Source organism: Pseudonocardia sp. TMWB2A (assembly GCF_017312135.1).
This window is the reverse complement of sequence record NZ_QKQY01000002.1, coordinates 1,360,190-1,380,994: the sequence shown is the minus strand read 5'-3', so window position 1 is coordinate 1,380,994 and position 20,805 is coordinate 1,360,190. Positions and strand designations below refer to the sequence as shown.

Genomic DNA, 20,805 nt, shown 5'->3' with positions numbered 1-20,805 from the left:
TCGGGACCGGGCCGGTCAGGGCCGGGGCGGGGCGACCGGCGCGGCCACCTCCTGGGTGCCCAGCACCCGCAGCAGGGCCAGCGCGTCGGCGTCGGGTGAGCCGGGGGTGGCGGAGTAGACGAGCAGGCGCTGGTCGTCGTCGTCGATGCGCAGCAGCACGCAGTCCAGGGTGAGCGCGCCGAGCGCGGGGTGGGCGAAGGTCTTGCGGTCGTCGAGGTGCTCGACGACCGTGCGCTCCTCCCACAGCGACGCGAACCGGGGGCTGCCGCGGCGCAGCCGGTCCACCAGCGCGGCCAGCTCCGGGTCGCCGGGATGGCGGGCCAGCGCCGCGCGGGCGTCGGACACCAGGGCGAGGTCGCGGCGGTCCCGCTCGTCGTCGTCGGCGACGACGACCCGGTCGGCCCTGTCGAGGAAGTGCTGCACCCACAGGTTGCGCCGCTCCTCCGGCAGCGCGGACAGATCGCCCAGCAGCGCCGTCGCGGGCGGGCTCCAGGCCAGGACGTCCATCCGGGCGTTCAGCAGCACCGCGGGCAGGTCGGAGAACCGGTCCAGCAGCCGCAGCACCGCGGGGCGCACCGAGCGGCCGATCCGGCCCGGCCCCGGCGGGGCGGCCCCGGCCAGCCGGTACAGGTGCTCGGCCTCGGCCCGGTCCAGGCGCAGCGCCCGGGACAGCGCGCCGAGCACCGACTCCGACGGATGCGCGCCCCGGCCCTGCTCGATCCGCGTCAGGTGGTCGACGCCCACCCCGGCGAGCGCGGCGACCTCCTCCCGGCGCAGGCCCGGCGTCCGGCGACGGGAGCCCGCGGGCAGCCCGACGTCGGCCGGGCGCAGCCGCTCCCGCCACGTCCGCAGCACCCGTCCCAGCTCCGTACGGTCCACGGCTCCAGGATGCCCGCGCCGGCCGTCCCCAGCCTGGTACGACCGGTCCCCGGCTACGCCGTGCCTGGCCGGACCCACCGGCCGGGCGCAGGCTCGTGCCATGACCGACTCCACGATCGTCCTCGTCACCGGCGCCAACAAGGGCCTCGGCCTCACCACCGCCCGGCGCCTCGGCGCGCTGGGCCACACGGTCCTGCTGGGCTCCCGCGACCACGGCCGCGGGACCGAGGCCGCCGGGAAGCTGGCCGCCGAGGGGATCGACGCCGTCGCCGTCGACCTCGACGTCACCGACGACGCGTCGGTCACCGCGGCGGCCGACCGCATCCGGGCGGAGTACGGCCACCTGGACGTCCTGGTCAACAACGCCGGCGTGGTCGGCGGCCGCTCGGCCGCGGCGGACACCACCGCCGACCTGGTCCGCACGACCTACGAGACCAACGTGTTCGGCCCGGTCCGGGTCACCCACGCGATGCTCGGTCTGCTCGCGGCGGCCCGGGCCCCGCGGATCGTCATGGTGTCCAGCGGCCTGGGGTCGCACGGGCTGACCGCCGACCCGGAGCGGATCGAGTCCCGGGTGCCGGGGTTCGCCTACCAGTCGTCGAAGGCGGCGCTGAACATGGTCGCCGCGCGGTACGCCGCCGAGCTGCCCGACGTCCACGTCGCCGTGGTCGACCCCGGCTACACCCGGACCGACCTCAACGGGAACTCCGGCACCCAGACCGTGGAGGAGGGCACCGACGCGATCGTCGCCGCCGCGACCGGGGACGCGGCGGCGGCGTCGGGCTCCTACTCCGACCGGCACGGCCCGCTGCCCTGGTGAACGGGCACGCGAGGGCTCAGCGGGGCAGCGGCAGCCAGTCCAGGACGTCGCGGATCCGGGCGTCCCAGTAGCCCCACTCGTGCTCGCCGGGGCCGAACGCGGTGGTCACGGACACCCCGGCGGCCCGGGCCAGCTCGACGAAGCGCACCGACTGCGGGTGCAGCGGGTCCTCGGTGCCGGCGCACGCGTACAGCGCGGGCGCGGTGGCCGGGTCGAGCCGGGCGAGCAGGGTGGACAGGTCCGCGTCGGTGCCGGCCACCGGGGCGCCGTCGAGGATCCGCTCCCAGATCCGGGGGTCCTCCTCGCGCGGGGGGCCCGCGGCCAGCGCGGCGAGGTCGAGCGCCCCGGACAGCGACGCCGCGGCCGCGAACCGGCCGGGCTCGGCCAGCGCCCAGGACAGCGCGCCGTAGCCGCCCATCGACAGGCCCGCCACGAACGTCTCCGCCGGGTCGGCCGACACCCGGAAGAACCGCGCCACCAGCGCCGGGAGCTCCTCGGTCACCCAGGTGCGGTAGCGGCCGCCGTAGGCCTGGTCGGTGTAGAAGCTGCGGTGCACCTGCGGCATGACGACGGCGAGACCCAGTTCGTCGGCGTACCGCTCGACGGCGGTGTAGCGGGTCCAGGCGGTGTCGTCGTCGGACAGGCCGTGCAGCAGGTAGAGCACCGGCGGCGGGGCGTCGAGGTCGCGCACCCCGGCGCCGATCCGGGTCCGCGACGGCTGGGGCAGCAGCACCGTGACCGAGGTGGCCAGTCCGAGGGAGTCGGCGACGACGTCGCAGCGCAGCCGGGCCATTCCGGTGATCCTCGTCGGCGCGCGACCGGCCGGTCAAGGCACACTCTGGTCGTGCACGTCCTCATGTCGACCACCGCCGCGCACGGCCACGTCCACCCGAACCTGCCGGTGATGGCCGAGCTGGTCGCCCGCGGCCACCGCGTCACCTACCCGGTCCCGGAGCGGTTCGCCGAGGCCGTCGCCGCGACCGGGGCGACGCCGCTGCGGATCCGCACCGACCTGCCCGACCCGGCGAAGGGCGAGCAGTGGCCCGACGGCGGGATCGAGGCCATGCGGCTGTTCTCGGCCGAGGCCCGCTCCGCCTACGACCAGATCGCCGACGCGCTGCAGTACGAGCACCCCGACGTCGTCTGCTACGACGGCAGCGGCTGGGCCGGGCACGCGTTCTCCCGGGTCCGGGGCATCCCGCGGGTGGAGCTGTCCCCGCACATGGTGGCCTGGGACGGCTTCGAGACCGACATGGCCGAGGCCTTCGCGTTCCTGGAGACCCCCGAGGGGCTCGCCTGGCGCGCCGAGCTGGACGCCTGGCTCGACGAGGTCGGCGCCGGCGTCGGGAACCGGGAGTTCCTGGGCCACCCCGACCGCTCGGTGGCGCTGATCCCCGAGGCGATGCAGCCCGAGCTCGACCGGGTCGACCGCGACCGCTACACCTTCGTCGGCCCGGTCATCGGCGACCGCTCGCACCAGGGGCTGTGGCCGAAGCCGAAGGCCCCGCTGCTGCTGGTGTCGCTCGGCTCGGCCTACACCGACCGGCCGGAGTTCTGGCGGGCCTGCATCGAGGCGATGACCGGCACCGGCTGGCAGACCGTGCTCGCCACCGGCCCGCACGTATCCGCGGACGACCTCGACGCGGTCCCCGACGATGTCACCGTCCGCGAGTGGGTGCCGCAGCTGGCCGTGCTGGCGCACGCGTCGGCGTTCGTCACCCACGCCGGGATGGGCGGCTGCACCGAGGGGCTCTGGCACGGGGTGCCGATGGTGGCCGTCCCGCAGGCGGTGGACCAGTTCGGCAACGCCGACCGGATCGCCGCGCTCGGGGTGGGGGAGCACCTGCCCGCCGGTGACGTGACCCCGGAGACGCTGCGGGAGGCGGTGCTGCGGGTGTCGTCGTCGGAGACCGTCGCGCGCCGCTGCGCCGAGGAGAAGGCGACCGCCCGGGCGGCCGGCGGGGCCGCGGCCGCCGCGGACGTCGTCGAGGGTCTGGCGCCCTCCGCGCTGTGCGCGGCCTGCGCACTCGTCGGTGGCTGCGGGGGACGCCGCTGAGCCCGTCCCGACCCCCGCTGGTCCGTTCGGGGCACCGTCGGGCGTGGCGATTGTGGACACAGCGTTGCTAATGGCAACGTCTGCCTCTCGGTCGGGGGGCGGGCGCGTGCGCCCGGAGAGGTGGAGCCGGTGCGCAGGACGATCATCACGCTGCTCGTCGCCGTCGGGGTGACGCTCGGGACGGCCGGTCCGGCCCTCGCCGCGCCCGCCCCGCCCGCGCCGCCGCCGGGGCAGGGCATCACGTGGGGTCCGTGCACGAGCCCGTCGCTGCAGCAGGCCAAGGCCGAGTGCGGCTTCCTGAAGGTCCCGCTGGACCACGCGCAGCCCGCCGGCAAGAAGATCGAGATCGCGGTGTCGCGGATCCGGCACACCGTGCCCGAGGCCCGGTACCAGGGCGTCGTGCTGGTCAACCCCGGTGGCCCGGGCGGCCCCGGGCTGGGCCTGTCCCGGCTCGGCGGCGCCGTCCCGAAGAACGCCGGCGCCGCCTACGACTGGATCGGCTTCGACCCGCGCGGGGTGGGCACCAGCCGTCCCGCCCTGACCTGCGACGCCGACTACGGCGGCTACGCCCGCCCCGACTACCGGCCGGAGAACGGCGCCGAGAAGGCGTGGTTGCCGAAGGTCGAGGCGTATGCCCAGGCCTGCGGCAAGGCCGGCGGCGACCTGCTCGCGCACCTGCGCACCGAGGACACCGTCCGCGACATGGACCTGATCCGCCAGGCCCTGGGCGCGAAGCAGATCAACTACTACGGCTTCTCCTACGGCACGATGCTCGGCCAGGTCTACGCCACGATGTTCCCGGACAAGGTCCGCCGGATGGTCCTCGACGGCGTCGTCGACCCCCGTGACTGGTGGTACCGGGCCAACCTGAACCAGGACGTCGCGTTCCAGCGCAACATCGAGACCTTCTTCGACTGGGTCGCCAAGAACGACGCCACCTACCACCTCGGCAACACCGGCGACGCCGTCGAGAAGCGCTTCTACGACCTCGCCGCGGAGTTCCGGAAGGCCCCGCTGGGCGGGAAGATCGGGTCCTCCGAGTGGACCGACATCTTCCTGCGCGCCGGCTACAACGTGGGGGAGTACACCTCCGTCGCCGACGCGTTCGTCGCCGGCACGAAGAAGGACGCGGCGAAGCTCAAGGCCGCCTACGACCAGGCCGGCTCGCCGACCGACGACAACAACTACGCCGTCTACCTCGCCACCCAGTGCACCGACGCCCCGTTCCCGCACGACTGGGCCACCTGGAAGCGCGACAACACCGCCACCGACCGGAAGGCGCCGTTCGAGACCTGGGGCAACGCCTGGTACAACGCGCCGTGCCGGGACTGGCCGGTGAAGCCCGGGCCCGCGCCGAAGGTCGCCGGGAAGCTGAAGACCGGTCCGCTGCTGATCTCCGAGACCTACGACGGCGCCACCCCCTACGAGGGCGCACTCCAGGCCCGGCGGACCTTCCCCGGCTCGTCGCTGGTCGAAGGCGTCGGCGGTCACACCCACTCGTCGTCGCTGTCGGGGATCGCGTGCACCGACGACACGGTCGCCGACTACCTGCTCACCGGCGCGTTGCCGAAGCGGACCGGCGGCGACCGGTCGGACAAGCAGTGCCCGCCGCTGCCGCCGCCGTCCCCGGCGGCCGTGGGCGGCTGAGCCGGCCTCAGCCGGCGACGAGCACGAGCACCAGCGGTACCGGGACGGCGACGAGGGCCAGCAGCACCGCGTTCGCCACCCGGTACTCGCGCAGCACCGCGACGAACTCGCGCAGCACCGCGCTGGGCCAGTAGTAGCCGGCGGTCGGCGCCCCCACGGCCTGGGCGTCGACGCCGAGCCGCCGGGCCAGCAGCGCGGCCCGGAACGCGTGGTAGTTGCTGGTCACGATGACGCCGGGGCCGTCGCCGACCAGCGCCGAGCTGAACCGCAGGTTCTCCTCGGTGGTCCGCGAGGCGGTCTCCGCGGTCAGCACCGCCGGGTCGGCGCCGTGCGCCGCGGCCCAGCGGGCCATCGCCTCGCCCTCGGCGAGCCGCTCGTCGTCGCCCTTCCCGCCGGACAGCACCAGCCGTCCGGCCCCACGCCGGGTCAGCTCGTCCATCCCGGTCGCGATCCGCGACGCTAGCAGCGGCGGCACCTCGCTGCCGTGCAGCCCGGAGCCGAGCACGACCACCCAGTCCGCGGGCCGGTCGCGCACCAGCCACCGGTAGAGCCGCGCGTAGCCGAGGAACGCGGCGAACTGGAACGCCAGGAACGCCGCCGCGAGCAGGCAGGCCAGCCACAGCGCGCGCAGCACGAGCGAGTGCAGCGCCAGCACCGGCCAGACCGCGACGAGCAGGCCGATGATCGCCAGGCCGGTGAGCAGCGACAGCGAGTTGCCGAGCGAGAACCGCTCCCGGCGCAGCATCACCGCGCCGTTGAGGACGCAGAACACCGCGAACACCACCGTGATCAGCGGCGACAGCACGATGAGGAGCCCGAGCGCGCCGAACACCGGGTTCCCGCCGGACCCGGCGACACCGAGCACCCACCCGAGGAGCAGCGTGGTGGCCAGCAGCCAGTAGGCGTTGCCCAGCCGTCGGGGGTCGCGCCGGATCCGCCGCACGGTGAACACGGTGACGACGACCGCGAGCACGACGGGCAGCACGACCGCGAGGACGGTCACGAGCAGGGTGAGGTACGAGTCGGACATCGACGACGATCCTTCTCCCCGCCCCGCGGACCGGCCCCGGACGGAACGGGCGGCCACCCGGTCGTGGCGGTCGGCGGTCGCCCCGGTGCGCCGGACCGGGTCCGTCGACGGCGCCGCCCGGTGGTCGGGGAGGATGGCGGCACTGTGTCGTCCCTCTCCGCCCCCACCGTCCGGGTGCCCGGTGGCCGCTTCAAGCCGGACCCACCGGTCCCCGCGCGCGACGTCGCCCGCGCCGACCGCCGGGTCCGCCGTGCGACGGGGGTGCTCGCCGCCCTGGCGGTGCTGCTCGTCCTCGCCTGGTGGGTCGACGGCGGCGGCCCCGCCGGGCTGCTGGAGGGCGGCACCCGCGCGGTCGCCGAGACCGGACGGCTCTGCGGGCTGCTGGCGTCGCTGCTGCTGCTCGGGCAGGTGCTGCTCGCCGCCCGGATCCCGCTGCTGGAGCACGCGTTCGGCCAGCGGCACCTCATCGCGCTGCACCGCGGTACCGGCATCGCCTCGTTCGCCGGGATGCTGGCGCACGTCGGCTGCGCGAGCTGGGCGCACGGCCCCGCCGGTGCGGGTCGCGTCCCCGCCGGGTTCTGGCAGCTGACGTGGACCTGGCCCGGGATGGTCGTGGCCTCGCTCGGCACCGTCCTGGTGGTGCTCGTCGTCGTGACCAGCGCGCGGTGGATCCGCACCCGGCTGCGCTACGAGTGGTGGCACCTGCTGCACCTGTGGGGCTATGCCGGGGTGTTCCTCGCGCTGCCGCACCAGCTGTGGGCGGGGCGGGAGTTCACCACCTCGCCGTCGCGGACGGTGTTCTGGTGGGGGCTGTGGATCGTCGCGGTGCTCGCCGTCGTGGTCTGGCGGGTCGCGGTCCCGGTGCTCCGGTCGCGCCGGCACCGGATCACCGTCGCCGCGGTGCTGCCCGAGGGCGACGGCAGCGTGTCGGTGCACATGACCGGCGAGCGGCTGCGCGAGCTCGGCGCCTCGGCCGGGCAGTTCTTCGTCTGGCGGTTCCGGTCCGGGCGCGGCTGGCCCGCGGGCAACCCGTACTCGTTGTCGGCGCCGCCGACGGCCCGCTCGCTGCGGATCACCGTCAAGCAGCTCGGCGACGGCAGCGCCGCCGTCCCGAACCTGCGGCAGGGCACCCGGGTCTACATCGAGGGCCCCTACGGCAGGCTGACCCCGCGCACCCGGACCAGCCCGCGGGTCGCGCTGATCGGGGCGGGCGTCGGGATGACCCCGTTGCGGGCGCTGGCGGAGAAGTTCCTCAACGAGTCCGCCGACGTCGTGGTGGTGCACCGCTTCACCCGCGAGCCGCTGTTCGCGCGGGAGTTCACCCGCCTCGCCCGGGAGCGGAACCTGCACGTGGTGGCCTCGCCCGGGCGTCGCCGGGGGGCGGGGTCGTGGTGGGGCGCCGACGCGGGCCGGGCCGACGACCTCGCCGCGCTGCGGGCCCGGATCCCGGACATCGCGGTGCGCGAGGTGTACGTGTGCGGACCCGGCCGGTGGACCGCGATGGTCCGGCGCACCGTGCTCGACGCCGGGGTGCCGGAGCGGCGCGTGCACGTCGAGAACTTCGGCTGACGACGCGTCCGGGAGTCCGGGCCGGTCGGGCGGGGCGGACGGGTCAGGGCGCCAGACGCTGCAGCAGCGCCATGACCTCGCCGAGGGTCGTCTCGACGACCCGCAGGCGCTGCCCCTCCTCGCTGCCGGGCGGCACGGGCGCGCCCGCCGCACCGGGACGACGACGGGGCAGCGCGGCCGGGGCGCCGGTGCCCGACGTGGCCGGAGCGGTCGACCCCGGGTCCGGCGACCCCGTGTCCGGCGAACCCGTGTCCAGCGTGGCCGGGGCCGGGTCGTGCCGTCGTTCCAGCGCGTCGAGGCGCTGCAGGGTCGCCTGCAGGGTGGCCTCCGCGCTGTCCGCCCGGACGGTCTCCCGGCGGCCCTGCTCCACGAGCCGGGCGACCCAGCTCGCCCAGGCGTCGACCTCGGCCCGCCGGTAGCCCCACGGGGCGGTGCCGAACACCGGGGGCGACGCGTCGTCGTCGGCGCCGCGGCCGAAGCGGGCGGCCACACCCGCGCCGCCGACCCGGTCGTCGACCCGGTCGGCGGTGTCGCCGGTGTCGTCGTCGCGTTGTGTGCCCGCCGCACCCCGTCCTGTCACCACGGGGTCAGTCAACGGGCCCGATCCGGGGTCACGCGAGCGCGACGGGCGGCGAACGGCCACCCGGTCGGCGAACGGTGACCACTCTCGGTGAACGGTCCGGTGTGGACGATCAGGCGAGGTGGACGTACTCGTACTCGAAGGGCTTGCCGTTGATCCCGTTCGACGGCGGCGCGATCCAGCCCGCGATCTTCCCGGGCTCGTAGACCGGGCGCATCAGGTTCTGCACGAACGTCCGGTCCGCCTCCGACGGCAGCCAGTCGTCCTGGCGGGACGCCCACACGTCGGCGGAGATCAGGTCGCCCTTCGGGGTGAGCTCGTGGGAGGAGAACAGCCCGACCTGCCGGTTGAACCCGACGTGCGGGAGGTACACGCGGTCGTCGAACCCGTTCTTCTCCAGGATGCGGTTCCAGCGCTTCAGCCCGGACTGGCAGTCCTTCACGTACTCGTTGCGCAGGTCCAGGTTCAGTGCCAGCAGGGCCGGGACCTCGTCGGTGACGACGCCGCCGTCGCGGACCTGCTCCATGCCGAAGCCGTCCTCGGTCAGCACGTGGTCGTCGCGACGCCGCTCCTCCTGCCAGCGGCCCTTGAGTCCGGCGGTGAAGTAGTTCGCCGCGTTCGTCGACTGCTCGGAGCCGAACAGGTCCAGGCTGACCGAGTAGTGGAAGTTGATGTACTTCTGGATCACGTCCAGCGGGATGCCGCCGTGCGGGGCGATGTCGGCGGTGTCGTGCTCGCGCATCAGCTCGCAGGTCCGCTGGATCACCCGGTCGATGCCGGTGGTGCCCACGAACATGTGGTGGGCCTCCTCCTTCAACATGAACTCGCAGGTGCGCGAGAGCGGGTCGAAGGCGGACTCCTTCAGCGTGCCGAGCTGGTACTTGCCGTCCCGGTCGGTGAAGTAGGTGAACATGAAGAACGACAGCCAGTCCGGGGTCTCCTCGTTGAACGCGCCGAGGATGCGGGGGCTGTCCAGGTCGCCGGAGTTGCGCTGCAGCAGCGCCTCGGCCTCCTCGCGGCCGTTGCGGCCGAAGTAGGCGTGCAGCAGGTACACCATCGCCCAGAGGTGGCGACCCTCCTCGACGTTGACCTGGAAGAGGTTGCGCAGGTCGTAGAGGCTGGGGGCGGTCTCGCCGAGGCGGCGCTGCTGCTCGACCGAGGCGGGCTCGGTGTCGCCCTGGATGACGATCAGGCGCTGCAGGTCGGCGCGGTACTCGCCGGGGACCTGCTGCCAGACCGGCTCGCCGCGGTTCTCGCCGAAGGCGATCCGGCGGTCGTCGGAGCGCTCGGCGAGGAACACGCCCCAGCGGTACTCCTCCATCGCGACGTGGCCGAACTGCGCCCAGCCCTCCTTGCCGACGTCGACGGCGGTGCGCAGGTAGACGTCCTGGGTCGGGACGGCCGGGCCCATCGTCTTCCACCAGGTGAGGAAGTTGGGCTGCCAGGACTCCAGGGCACGCTGCAGCTTGCGGTCCCCGGCGAGGTCGACGTTGTTGGGGATCTTCTCGGAGTAGTCGATGCTCATGGCTCACACCCGCTTGCGGTCGAAGTCGGCCCTGCGGCCCGTCCCGTACTTGCGCAGTGCGCCCTCCGGCCCGGAGGCGTTCGGGCGCACGAAGATCCAGTTCTGCCAGGCGGTGAGCCGGCCGAAGATGCGGCTCTCCATCGTCTCCGGCCCGACGAACCGGTGGTTGGCCTCCATCCCGGTCAGCGCGTCCGGCGAGAGCGAGGCCCGCTCCTCGAGCATGATGCGGACCTCGTCGTCCCAGTCGATGTCGTCCGGCGCGTCGGTGACCAGACCCAGCTCCAGCGCCTCGGCCGCGGTGAGGCGGCGCCCCACCTCCTTGCGGAGCGTGGCGACGTGGTCGTCGTCGCCGTGGAAGCGGCTCGCGAGCCGGGACGGTCCGTTGGGCATCGGGAAGGTGCCGAAGTTCGACGCCGTGAGCATGATCTGGGCCTCGTCGCCCTGCTCGTCGCCCTCGATCGTGCCGTCGAGCATGTACTGGCGGTCGCAGGCCAGGGCCAGCTCCAGCAGCGCACCGGCGAAGCAGGAGCCCGGCTCGACCAGCGCGATCAGGCTGCGGCTGGTCACGTCCAGGCGCTTGAGGGTGCGCTTGAAGTAGTGCCGGATCTCGTTGACCAGCCAGTCGTCGCCGGAGTGCTGCTCGATGACGCGCTCGAAGGCCAGCGCGTCCTCGACGTCGCCCCGGGTGCGGATCACCCAGGTGCCCAGCTCCGGCTCGTTGCTGCGCAGGCGCAGGACCAGGTCGTCGAGCTGGCGGGTCATGGCCAGCGGCCAGAAGTCCGCGCCGAGGGCGTGCACGCGCTCGATGCTCTCCGGGACACCGCCCTCGGGCCCGTCGACGGTGATCTCCACCAGGCCCCGGTCGCGGTCGAACTCCGCGCGCACGTGCGGGTAGGTGATGCCGTCGGCGGTCTCGGTGCGCTCCAGCGGGGCCAGCTCGATCCCCTCGTCCGCGGGCAGCCGCGTCGACGCCGCCGCGGCCTCGACGGCCCGCTCGGCCACCGTCTCGTTCCAGCGGCGCTTGGGGATCACCTCGTCGACGAGCTTCCACTCGACGGCCTGCCTCCCGCCGAAGCCCTCGGACCTCGTGGCGAACACGTCGGCGCGGTCCTTGCGGACGCGGCGCTTGTCGGTGACGCGGGTGAGGCCGCCGGTGCCGGGCAGCACGCCCAGCAGCGGGACCTCGGGCAGCGCGACGGTGGAGGAGTTGTCGTCGATCAGCAGGATCCGCTCGCAGGCCAGCGCCATCTCGTAGCCGCCGCCGGCGGCCGTGCCGTTGACGGCGGCGATCCAGGTCTGGCCGGAGTACGCGGTCGCGTCCTCGATGCCGTTGCGGGTCTCGTTGGTGAACTTGCAGAAGTTCACCTTCCACGGGTGCGAGGACCCGGCGAGCATCCGGATGTTCGCGCCCGCGCAGAAGTTGCGGTCCTTGGCGCTGGTCAGTACGACGGCCCTGACCTGCGGATGGGCGAACCGCAGCCGCTGGGTGATGTCGTAGAGCTCGATGTCGACGCCGAGGTCGTAGGAGTTCATCTTCAGCTCGTAGCCGGGGACGAGGCCGCCCGCCTCGTCGACGTCGAGCTTCACGTACGCGACCGTGGGGTCGTCCGGGTCGAGCGCGAGCTTCCAGTGACGGTAGCCCGACGGGTCGCGGTCGAAGTCCACCCGCGGGACGGCGCCGTCGTCCGGGTCGACGGACGGGTCTGCACTGCTCATGGACTCCGCTCCTCCTCGCGTCGTTGCGGCCACTAAAGACTACAACCAGATGACGTGGCGACGGAAGAGTGTGGAGTGTCTGCGATCACGGCGAGCCGCCGGACCGGCTCGCGCCGACCGGTGTGACGGCCACGACCGCCGGACCTCCGCATTCCGCCCCGGCGCCGGACCGGTCCGGGAATGATCCACTTCGTGCATCGATCCCCGCTCGTGGGCCTCGCCCTCGCCGCCGTGTCCCTCTCCCTGCTCGCCGGCTGTTCCGGAGGGCCCGGGGCCGCCACCCCGGCCGCCGCGCCGGCCCTGGACCTGTCCGCGCCGCCGTGCTCGTACGTCCCGGAGGGCGAGCTGGCCGGGCTCGGCCTGACCGGGCCGGGCACGGCCACCGGCGAGCCCGCGCCGAGCTGCCGCTGGGACACCGTCGGCACCGGGGGCGGGACGGCGGGGTTCTCCTTCTCCGTGCCGACGACGCTGCTCGTCGCCGCGCAGCCCGGGGCCTTCGACGCCGGGCTCACGCAGATGCGCACCCAGGGGTCCGCGGTCACCGAGGAGACCCTCGACGGTCGCCGCGCCGCGGTGTCGCAGACCGAGGGTGTCTGCCTCGTGGTCGTCGACGCCGGATCGGGGATGCTGTCGGTCGTCGGCTCCGCCCCGTCCGACCCCTGCGGCGCGGCCCGGAAGATCGTCTCGACCGCGCTGCGCACCGCGGGCGCGGCCTGAGCCTCAGCCCTGGTTCTGCACCAGCGCGGCCGGGACCTGCTTGCGCAGCTCGCCGACGTCGTTGCGGGCGAAGCCGCGCGCGGTGAGCCAGGCGGTCACCGGCTCGGGGTCGGGGTGGCCGTGCGGCACGACGTTGTAGAGGTAGTTCAGCCGCCGCCGGCCGGCCTCGGCCTCCAGCCGCTCCAGCACGAACGAGCCGACGCCGGAGTGCCGGGCCGCGGGGGCGACGAGGACCAGGATCTCGGCGTCACCCCAGCTGCCGTCGAGCCGGCCGTAGGCGACGGTCGTGCCGTCGGCGTCCTCGACGCGCCACCACTCGTCGCCGAGCGGGTCGCCGTCGCCGGGGCGGCCGAGGCCGAACAGCGCGGGGTCGAGACCGTCGAGCACCCGGCCCTTCCGGTCGTCCCAGGTCGCGGGGGTCTCCGGGATCCAGTCCCACGTGTCCACGCCGGCCTCCTCGCCGTCGGTGTGTCCGCCGAGTGAACCCCGGCGGAGCGGCCCGGGTCGAGCGAACGTCCTACATCGAGACACTCCGGACGATCCTCAGACCACCGTCTCCGGGTCGCCGGGGTGCCCGGTGGCCCCCGGCAGCGCGGCGGCGTGCGCGCGCAGCCGGTAGCGCTGGATCTTCCCGGTGGGGGTCTTGGGCAGCTCGTCGACGGTGACCACGGCGCGCGGCCGCTTGAACGACGCCAGCCCCTCGCGGCAGAACGCGACCAGCTCGGCCTCCGACGGCGCCGCCGCCGGGTCGCGGGGCACGACGAACGCGACCGGCTTGTCCAGCCCGTCGTCGTCCGGGATCCCGACGACGACCGCCTCCGCGAGCCCCGGGTGCTCCAGCAGGCGGGTCTCGACCTCGCCGGGGGAGACCCAGATGCCCCCGACCTTGAGGACGTCGTCGGCCCGGCCCAGGCAGGTCCACGACCCGTCCTCGCCGCGGACGTACTGGTCGCCGGTGCGCATCCAGCGGCCCTGGAACACTGCGCGGTTGACCTCGGTGCGGCACCAGTAGCCGGTGCACACCGAGTCGCCCGCGACGTAGAGCATGCCCTGCTCGCCAGGGCCGTCGATGACGCTGCCGTCCGGTCGTCGCAGCTCCACCTCGTAGCCGGGGACCGGGAAGCCGGAGCTGCCCGGCACGACCTCGCCCGGCCGGTTGGAGATGAAGATGTGCAGCGCCTCGGTGGAACCGATGCCGTCGAGGACCTCGAAGCCGTAGCGGTCGAGCACGCCGTGGAACATCCGCGCGGGCAGCGCCTCGCCCGCCGAGGCGCCGCGGCGCACGGTGGCGAACCGCTCGCGCGGCAGCTCGGCGGCGATCATCGGGCCCCAGAAGCTGGGGACGGCGAAGAACAGCGTCGCGCCGTGCTGCTCGGCGAGGCGGGAGTAGTGCTCGGGGTTCGGCCGGGACGGTTCGAGGACGGCGCAGGCGCCGACCGAGAGCGGGAAGAACATCGAGTTGCCGATGCCGTAGGCGAAGAACAGCTTCGCGACCGACAGGCAGACGTCGTCGCGGTGGATGCCGAGGACCTGGCGGCCGTAGGTGTCGGCGACGAACCGGATGTCGTCGTGGCGGTGCATGGCACCCTTGGGCTTGCCGGTCGTGCCCGAGGTGTAGAGCCACAGCGCCTGGGACTCCGCCCAGGTCGGGTGCGGCTCGGGCAGCGGGTCGGCGCCGTCGAGCAGGGCGTCCCAGGTCAGGGAGGTGACCCCGGTGACCAGCGGGTCGGCCCCGGTGAGCACGACGCGCTCCAGGTCGGGCGCCCCCGCGACGGCCTCGGTGAGGTGCGCGGCGAACGCCTCGCCGCCGATCACGGTGGTCGCCCGCGAGTCCCGGACGAGCACGGCGAGCTCGCGCCCGGTCAGCATCGTCGAGCACGGCACGGCGACCGCGCCCGCCCACAGGGTCGCGAGGATCGCGGTGAACAGCTCGACGTCGTCGGGCATCACGAGCAGCACGCGCTGCTCGGGCCGCACGCCGGCCCGGCGCAGGGCCCCGGCGACGAGCCGGACCCGGTCGGTCAGGGCGGCGTAGGTGAGCGAGCCGCCGGGGAACCGGACGGCGGTGCGGCCGCCGTCCCCGGCCCCGACCCGGGCGGCGGTGAGGTGCGCGGCGGCGTTGAACGCCTCCGGCGCCTGCTGCGCGCTGCGGGGGACGGGCACGGTGGTGTGGGCGGGATCGACGTTGTCGACGCTGACGACATCGGCCATGGTGGGTGGCTCCTGTGCCGGTTCGGGGACCTGTGATGCTACACACATCGGACGGCGCGTCAACGGTTTGTAGATCGACGACGGCCCGGTGCGGGGCGGCCGGGACCGGCTCCTAGGCTCACCGTCCGTGGGGACCCTCGTCAGCTTCCATGCCCATCCCGACGACGAGTCGATCGGCACCGCGGGCACGCTCGCCAAGGCCGCCGCGCTCGGCCACCGCGTCGTCCTCGTCTTCGCCACCCGTGGCGAGCTGGGGGAGCCGGTACCCGGCGTCCTGGCCGAGGGGGAGCAGCTGCCGGTCCGCCGCTCCGCGGAGTGCCACGCCTCGGCCCGCGCCCTCGGCGTCGCCCGCGTGGAGTTCCTCGGCTACGTCGACTCCGGGATGATGGGCGAGCCCAGCAACGACGCCCCCTACTGCTTCTGGCAGGCCCCGGTGGAGCACGCGGCCAAGCGGCTCGCGCTGATCCTCGAGGAGGAGGAGGCCGACGTCCTCACCACCTACGACGACAACGGCGGCTACGGCCACCCCGACCACATCCAGGTGCACCGGGTCGGTGCCCGCGCCGGGGAGCTCGCCGGGGTCCCGGTCGTCGCGCAGAACACCACCAACCGCGACTGGCTGCTCCGCGGCATGCGCGGGCTCCAGAAGGAGCGCGGCGGCGACTGGCAGATGCCCGAGATCCCCGACGACGGGTCGTTCGGCAAGCCCGAGTCCGAGATCACCCACCGGGTCGAGGCCGTCGAGTACGCCGAGACCAAGCGGGCCTCGATGCGCGCGCACGCCAGCCAGATGGGCCCCGACCACTTCATGCTGACGATGCCGGACCCGGTGTTCGCGATGGGTCTGGGCACCGAGTTCTACATCGTCGACGCGCAGCCCAACCCGGCCACCGCGCCCGAGATCTGGACCGAGGTCTTCGAGCCGCTCAGGTGACGCCCGCGCGCCGGTCCCACGCCCGCATCAGCGCGGCGTGGGCCGGGCGTTCCACCAGCCGGGTCAGCGCCCAGCCGAGCAGCACCGCCGTCGCCAGCATCGCCGCGGACTGCGCCAGCGGCCCGGCGCCGAGGTCCTGCAGCCGGCGCATCAGCACGTAGCCGACGGTCTGGTGCACCAGGTAGACGCCGTAGGAGATGCCGGCGAGCCTGCGCACCGCCGTCGCCAGCGGGGCGGGCATCCGCGAGCCCGGCCGGGGCAGCCGGGCCACCACGGCGACGAGCGCGATCCCGGCGCAGACCAGCGCGGCGGCGACCGCGTCGAGGTGGTCGAGGTCGATCCGCACGACGCCGTCGGGCCCCGGCTCGAGGCCGTGCACGAACTGGGCCAGGCCGCACACCGCGAGCAGGGCGATCGAGTGCGGGGTGCGCATCCGCCGCGTCGACCACAGCCACACCGCGATCCCGGCCACGAACAGGTGCAGCCGGTGGAACCCCAGCCCGTCGACGACGGTCCGGTACCACCACGGCGGGTCCGCGACGTCGCCCGGCCGCGCCCGCAGCGGCCACAGCAGCAGCGGGACGACCACCATCGCCCACAGCAGCACCCGCAGCCGTGGCCCGTACCCCCAGCGCGTCACGCTCAGCACCGCGGCGGCGGTGAACGCCATCAGCTGCAGCGGCAGCGTCCAGAACGCCGGGTCGAGCCACGGGTAGCGCTCGGTGTCCCAGTTCCCCAGCATCAGCCAGTTGACGACCATCTCCCGTGCCGGCGGCGACGCCCAGTCCGGCGGGGACACGAAGCGCAGGGCCACCCAGGCCAGCGGCACCGCGACGACGAACGCCGGCAGCAGCCGCGCGACCCGGCCCCACCAGTAGCGCCCGGGGGAGTGGCGCCCGAGCGTCGCGCAGGCGAAGTAGGCCGAGACGACCAGCAGCAGGCTCGCCCCGACCTGGTGGTCGAAGGAGAGGCTGCGCGGCGCCAGCTCCGGGTGGAGCACCGGTCCGAGGTGCGTGGCGTGGTAGAGCACGACCAGCAGCACGAAGGTGCTGCGCAGTACGTCCCAGCCCGGCTCCCGGCGACGGGTGCCCGGCGGGGGTGTCGGAACCACCACATCTCCACCGTCGCACACCGCCGGCGACCTGTTGATCCGGGTGAAGGGCGCCCTGAGTGCGCGGTCGGGGGGTGTCGGTTCTACTCTCCGTAGAGCACAATCGGCGCGCGCCGTGCGACGAGCCGGGACCCACGAAGTGGATCTCCCGGACCGGACGGGCGCCGCTCGCCGGTCGGGAAGTACAGTCTGCCCGTCCGCGAGGACGTGCTCAGGTCAGGCAAGTGCATGGAGGCCCAGGTGACAGCCGTCGAGCCCAAGCCGATCTCGACGCGCCCGTATCCGGCGCGGCGTGAGGGCAAGGGATCCACGTTCCTCAAGATGTTGAGGACGACGGACCCGAAGGACATCGCGATCCTCTATCTGACGACGTCGTTCGGCTTCTTCGCCGTCGGCGGGGTCATGGCGCTGCTGATCCGCGCCGAGCTCGCACGGCCGGAGCTGCAGTTCCTGTCGACCGAGCAGTACAACCAGCTGTTCACCATGCACGGCACGATCATGCTGCTGCTGTTCGCGACGCCGATCGTCTTCGGTTTCGCGAACTACATCGTGCCGCTGCAGATCGGTGCCCCCGACGTCGCGTTCCCGCGGCTCAACTCGTTCTCGTACTGGCTGTACCTGTTCGGCGGCCTCATCGTCGTCTCCGGCTTCCTGACCCCGGGCGGCGCGGCGGACTTCGGCTGGTTCGCCTACACCCCGCTGTCGGACGCGGTGCGTTCGCCGGGGCCGGGCGGTGACCTCTGGATCATGGGTCTGGTCGTCTCCGGTCTGGGCACGATCCTCGGTGGCGTCAACTTCGTGACGACCATCGTCTGCATGCGCGCGCCGGGCATGACGATGTTCCGGATGCCGATCTTCACCTGGAACATCTTCATCACCGCGCTGCTGGTGCTGATCGCGTTCCCGATCCTGACCGCAGCGCTGCTGGCGCTGGCCGCGGACCGCCACCTCGGTGCGCAGATCTTCAACCCGGCCAACGGTGGTGTGGTGCTCTGGCAGCACCTGTTCTGGTTCTTCGGCCATCCGGAGGTCTACATCGTCGCGTTGCCGTTCTTCGGCATCGTCTCGGAGATCTTCCCGGTGTTCTCCCGCAAGCCGCTGTTCGGCTACAAGGGCCTGGTCTTCGCGACCATCGCCATCGCGGCGCTGTCGGTCGCGGTGTGGGCGCACCACATGTACGCCACCGGCGCGATCATGCTGTCGTTCTTCGCCTTCACCACGTTCCTCATCGCCATTCCGACGGGCGTCAAGTTCGTCAACTGGATCGGCACCCTGTGGAAGGGCAAGATCACCTACGAGACGCCGATGCTGTTCTCGGTCGGCTTCCTGGTCACGTTCCTCTTCGGTGGTCTGACCGGCATCCTGCTCGCGATGCCGCCGGTGGACTTCCACGTGTCGGACACCTACTTCGTCGTCGCGCACTTCCACTACGTGCTCTACGGCACGATCGTGTTCGCGACCTTCGGCGGGATCTACTTCTGGTTCCCGAAGATGACCGGCCGGTTCCTCGACGAGAAGCTCGGCAAGATCCACTTCTGGCTGACCTTCGTCGGGTTCCACCTGACGTTCCTGGTGCAGCACTGGCTGGGCAACGAGGGCTACCCGCGTCGCTACGCGGACTACCTGCCCTCGGACGGCTTCACCACGCTGAACACGATCTCCTCGATCGGCGCGTTCATCCTCGGTGCCTCGACGCTGCCGTTCTTCTACAACGTGTTCAAGAGCTACCGGTTCGGCCGGGTCTGCACCGTCGACGACCCGTGGGGCTTCGGCAACTCGCTGGAGTGGGCGACCTCGTCCCCGCCGCCGCGGCACAACTTCACCGAGCTGCCCCGGATCCGCTCCGAGCGCCCGGCGTTCGACCTGCACTACCCGCACCTGGTCGAGAAGGCGCGCGCCGAGGCGCACGTCGGCAACCGGGCGCACCCGACCGAGGTCCTCGCACAGTCGGTCGGCAAGGAGTCGCAGCCGGACAGCGACCCCAAGTCGAAGTAGTGGCCCCAGTACTTCCCGGTCCGGCCCGGCCCACCGTGCTCGTCACGGTGACCGGGCCGGACCGGCCTGGTGTCAGCTCCGTCCTGTTCACCGCGCTCACCGCGGCCGGTGTCGAGCTGCTCGACCTGGAGCAGGTCGTGGTGAACGGCCGGCTCACCCTGGGGGCGCTCGTCGTGCCGGCGGGGGACCCGGAGGACCTGCAGGAGACGGTCGGCGCGGCGATGGACTCCATCGCGATGACCGTGCACATCGAGATCCAGCGCGACGGCCGCCAGGCCGCCCGGACGCCGTCGACGCACGTCGTCACGGTGCTGGGCAGGCCGATCACGGCCCGCGCGTTCGGCGCGATCGCCGCGGAGCTCGCCGCGGTCGGCGCCAACATCGACTCCATCCGCCGGGTCGCCGACTACCCGGTGACCGGGCTGGAGCTGCTCGTCTCCCCGGTCCCCGAGGGCGACGCCGACGCCTACCCGCCCGGCACGCTGCGCAGGCGGCTGGTCCGGGTGGCCCGGCAGGCGGGCGTCGACGTCGCGGTGGCCCGGGCCGGGCTGGCCCGGCGCAGCAAGCGGCTGATCGTGTTCGACGTCGACTCCACCCTGATCCAGGGCGAGGTCATCGAGATGCTGGCCGCCCGCGCCGGGGCCGACGTCGAGGCCGAGGTCCGGCGGGTCACCGAGGAGGCCATGGCGGGCCGGCTCGACTTCACCGAGTCGCTGACCCGCCGCGTCGCCGCGCTGGAGGGGCTGCCCGCCTCCGTCGTCGACGAGGTGGCCGCCGGGATCGAGCTGACCCCCGGCGCCCGCACGACGATCCGCACGCTGCGCAGGCTCGGCTACCGCTGCGGCGTCGTCTCGGGTGGGTTCACCCAGGTCATCGCCGGTCTCGCCCGCGAGCTCAAGCTCGACTTCGTGGCCGCGAACGAGCTGGAGATCTCCGGGGGGACGCTCACCGGGCGGGTCGTCGGCGAGGTCGTCGACCGGGCCGGAAAGGCCGTCGCGCTGCGCCGCTTCGCCGAGACCCACGACATCCCGCTCGACCAGACCGTCGCGGTCGGCGACGGCGCGAACGACATCGACATGCTCTCCACCGCCGGGCTCGGGGTGGCGTTCAACGCCAAGCAGGCGCTGCGCGAGATCGCCGACACCTCGGTGTCCGTGCCCTACCTCGACGTCGTGCTGTTCGTCCTGGGCATCACCCGCACCGAGGTCGAGGCCGCCGACGCCGCCGAGGGTGTGCTCCGCCGGGTCCCGCTGGCGTGACCGGTCCCGCACCGATCCTGGATCTGCTCGCGGGCCGCTACGGGGCCGGGGCGCGGGAGCGCGACATCGCGCCGGAGGCCGACGGCGTCGTCCGGGCGATGCCGGTCGTGCTGCGGATCGAGCGCGACCCGCTCCCCGGACGCACCGCGCTGCTGGAGGCCGCCGCGACGGCCGCGGTCGCCGTCTGCACCGACCCGCGGGCCCAGCCCGGCGGCGAGTGGTCCGACGCCGTCGCCCCCTGGGTGGACGGGCGCATCCGCAAGATCGCCCGCCGGGCGCGCGGCGCGCACTGGCGTGCGGTCCAGGAGCTGCCCGGCGTGACGGTGCGGGTCGGCGACGCCGAGGCCCGCGCGTTGCTGCCCGGACCGGTCGACGAGGCGCCGAAGGTGGTCTCGCGGCTGCAGATCGGGGGCACCGAGCTGCCCGTCGACGAGCCGGGCCCGCCCGATCCCGGAGCCCCGCTGGTGCTGCTGTCCCCGTACGCGGAGATGACGGTCGGCAAGGCCGCCGCGCAGGTCGGGCACGCCACGATGCTGCTCGGTGCGGCCCTCGGCTGGCCGGTCGGCGCGGCACCGGTGTGCGCGGTGCGGACCGCGGACCGGGCCGCCTGGGACCGGCTGTGCCCGGCCGCCGACGACGGCACCGACGGCGTGGTCGGGGTGCGCGACGCCGGCTTCACCGAGGTCGACCCGGGGACCATGACCTGCCTCGCGCTGGCCCGGGCCGCGTTTGCCGGGACCGCCGGGCGGTGATCCA

18 protein-coding genes are annotated in these 20,805 nt (G+C 73.7%); 9 read left to right on the top strand and 9 right to left on the bottom strand.

The window, feature by feature from the left end; translation table 11 throughout:
* Positions 1–15: 15 nt before the first annotated feature.
* Positions 16–879 (bottom strand): helix-turn-helix transcriptional regulator, encoded by an 864-nt coding sequence (locus tag DMP17_RS20865; RefSeq protein WP_337830363.1) that lies wholly within the window; start codon positions 877–879, stop codon positions 16–18.
* Positions 880–979: 100 nt separating this feature from the next.
* Between DMP17_RS20865 and DMP17_RS20860 the strand changes: the two genes are divergently transcribed.
* Positions 980–1,699: an SDR family NAD(P)-dependent oxidoreductase gene (locus tag DMP17_RS20860; RefSeq protein ID WP_226366873.1), complete on the top strand. Its 720-nt coding sequence runs from the start codon at positions 980–982 to the stop codon at positions 1,697–1,699.
* A 16-nt stretch (positions 1,700–1,715) separates the two neighbouring features.
* Here the strand turns inward: DMP17_RS20860 and DMP17_RS20855 are convergent, their stop codons facing one another.
* Positions 1,716–2,492, bottom strand: a complete 777-nt coding sequence (locus DMP17_RS20855) for an alpha/beta hydrolase (protein ID WP_226366872.1) — start codon at positions 2,490–2,492, stop codon at positions 1,716–1,718.
* 51 nt (positions 2,493–2,543) lie between these two features.
* On the opposite strand from DMP17_RS20855, the gene DMP17_RS20850 reads away from it, so the two are divergent.
* Both DMP17_RS20850 and DMP17_RS20845 read left to right on the top strand, forming a co-directional pair.
* Positions 2,544–3,755, top strand: a complete 1,212-nt coding sequence (locus tag DMP17_RS20850) for a macrolide family glycosyltransferase (RefSeq protein WP_337830362.1) — start codon at positions 2,544–2,546, stop codon at positions 3,753–3,755.
* A gap of 129 nt (positions 3,756–3,884) precedes the next feature.
* A complete protein-coding gene (locus DMP17_RS20845; RefSeq protein ID WP_226366870.1) occupies positions 3,885–5,402 on the top strand; it encodes an alpha/beta hydrolase in 1,518 nt (505 codons plus the stop codon).
* Between the two features lie 7 nt (positions 5,403–5,409).
* Here DMP17_RS20845 and DMP17_RS20840 read toward each other — a convergent pair whose 3' ends face one another.
* Positions 5,410–6,432, bottom strand: a complete 1,023-nt coding sequence (locus tag DMP17_RS20840) for a YdcF family protein (RefSeq protein ID WP_226355471.1) — start codon at positions 6,430–6,432, stop codon at positions 5,410–5,412.
* 144 nt (positions 6,433–6,576) lie between these two features.
* On the opposite strand from DMP17_RS20840, the gene DMP17_RS20835 reads away from it, so the two are divergent.
* Entirely contained in the window at positions 6,577–8,001 is a 1,425-nt protein-coding gene (locus tag DMP17_RS20835; protein ID WP_226355472.1) for a ferredoxin reductase family protein, read from the top strand.
* A 43-nt stretch (positions 8,002–8,044) separates the two neighbouring features.
* Here the strand turns inward: DMP17_RS20835 and DMP17_RS20830 are convergent, their stop codons facing one another.
* From DMP17_RS20830 to boxC, 3 genes are all read right to left on the bottom strand, one after another.
* Positions 8,045–8,596, bottom strand: a complete 552-nt coding sequence (locus DMP17_RS20830) for a hypothetical protein (protein WP_337830361.1) — start codon at positions 8,594–8,596, stop codon at positions 8,045–8,047.
* A gap of 97 nt (positions 8,597–8,693) precedes the next feature.
* The gene (gene boxB, locus DMP17_RS20825; RefSeq protein ID WP_337830360.1) at positions 8,694–10,106 is read right to left on the bottom strand and encodes a benzoyl-CoA 2,3-epoxidase subunit BoxB; all 1,413 of its coding nucleotides are present in this window, start codon (positions 10,104–10,106) and stop codon (positions 8,694–8,696) included.
* Between the two features lie 3 nt (positions 10,107–10,109).
* Positions 10,110–11,822: a 2,3-epoxybenzoyl-CoA dihydrolase gene (gene boxC / locus DMP17_RS20820; RefSeq protein WP_337830359.1), complete on the bottom strand. Its 1,713-nt coding sequence runs from the start codon at positions 11,820–11,822 to the stop codon at positions 10,110–10,112.
* 192 nt (positions 11,823–12,014) lie between these two features.
* On the opposite strand from boxC, the gene DMP17_RS20815 reads away from it, so the two are divergent.
* Positions 12,015–12,539: a DUF3558 family protein gene (locus tag DMP17_RS20815; RefSeq protein WP_226366866.1), complete on the top strand. Its 525-nt coding sequence runs from the start codon at positions 12,015–12,017 to the stop codon at positions 12,537–12,539.
* Between the two features lie 3 nt (positions 12,540–12,542).
* On the opposite strand, the gene DMP17_RS20810 is transcribed toward DMP17_RS20815, so the two are convergent.
* Together DMP17_RS20810 and DMP17_RS20805 are read right to left on the bottom strand one after the other, a co-directional pair.
* Positions 12,543–12,986, bottom strand: a complete 444-nt coding sequence (locus DMP17_RS20810) for a GNAT family N-acetyltransferase (RefSeq protein WP_178374194.1) — start codon at positions 12,984–12,986, stop codon at positions 12,543–12,545.
* Positions 12,987–13,082: 96 nt separating this feature from the next.
* Positions 13,083–14,750, bottom strand: coding sequence for a benzoate-CoA ligase family protein (locus DMP17_RS20805; protein WP_226355477.1), 1,668 nt, complete (start codon positions 14,748–14,750; stop codon positions 13,083–13,085).
* A 127-nt stretch (positions 14,751–14,877) separates the two neighbouring features.
* On the opposite strand from DMP17_RS20805, the gene DMP17_RS20800 reads away from it, so the two are divergent.
* Complete coding sequence (locus DMP17_RS20800) at positions 14,878–15,684, top strand: PIG-L family deacetylase (RefSeq protein WP_337830358.1); 807 nt, start codon at positions 14,878–14,880, stop codon at positions 15,682–15,684.
* On the opposite strand, the gene DMP17_RS20795 is transcribed toward DMP17_RS20800, so the two are convergent.
* Positions 15,677–16,795: an acyltransferase family protein gene (locus tag DMP17_RS20795; RefSeq protein ID WP_337830357.1), complete on the bottom strand. Its 1,119-nt coding sequence runs from the start codon at positions 16,793–16,795 to the stop codon at positions 15,677–15,679. The genes DMP17_RS20800 and DMP17_RS20795 overlap by 8 nt on opposite strands.
* Before the next feature lie 240 nt (positions 16,796–17,035).
* On the opposite strand from DMP17_RS20795, the gene ctaD reads away from it, so the two are divergent.
* The 3 genes from ctaD to DMP17_RS20780 are packed head-to-tail and all read left to right on the top strand — an operon-like array spanning position 17,036 to position 20,801.
* Positions 17,036–18,790 carry an aa3-type cytochrome oxidase subunit I gene (gene ctaD, locus DMP17_RS20790; RefSeq protein ID WP_226355480.1) on the top strand — a complete coding sequence of 585 codons (1,755 nt, stop codon included), beginning with the start codon at positions 17,036–17,038 and terminating at the stop codon, positions 18,788–18,790.
* Positions 18,790–20,049: a phosphoserine phosphatase SerB gene (gene serB, locus DMP17_RS20785; RefSeq protein ID WP_337830356.1), complete on the top strand. Its 1,260-nt coding sequence runs from the start codon at positions 18,790–18,792 to the stop codon at positions 20,047–20,049. Before ctaD ends, serB begins: the two co-directional genes overlap by 1 nt.
* Positions 20,046–20,801, top strand: coding sequence for a peptidyl-tRNA hydrolase (locus DMP17_RS20780; protein ID WP_337830355.1), 756 nt, complete (start codon positions 20,046–20,048; stop codon positions 20,799–20,801). The genes serB and DMP17_RS20780 overlap by 4 nt, the downstream gene beginning before the upstream one ends.
* Positions 20,802–20,805: the final 4 nt, after the last annotated feature.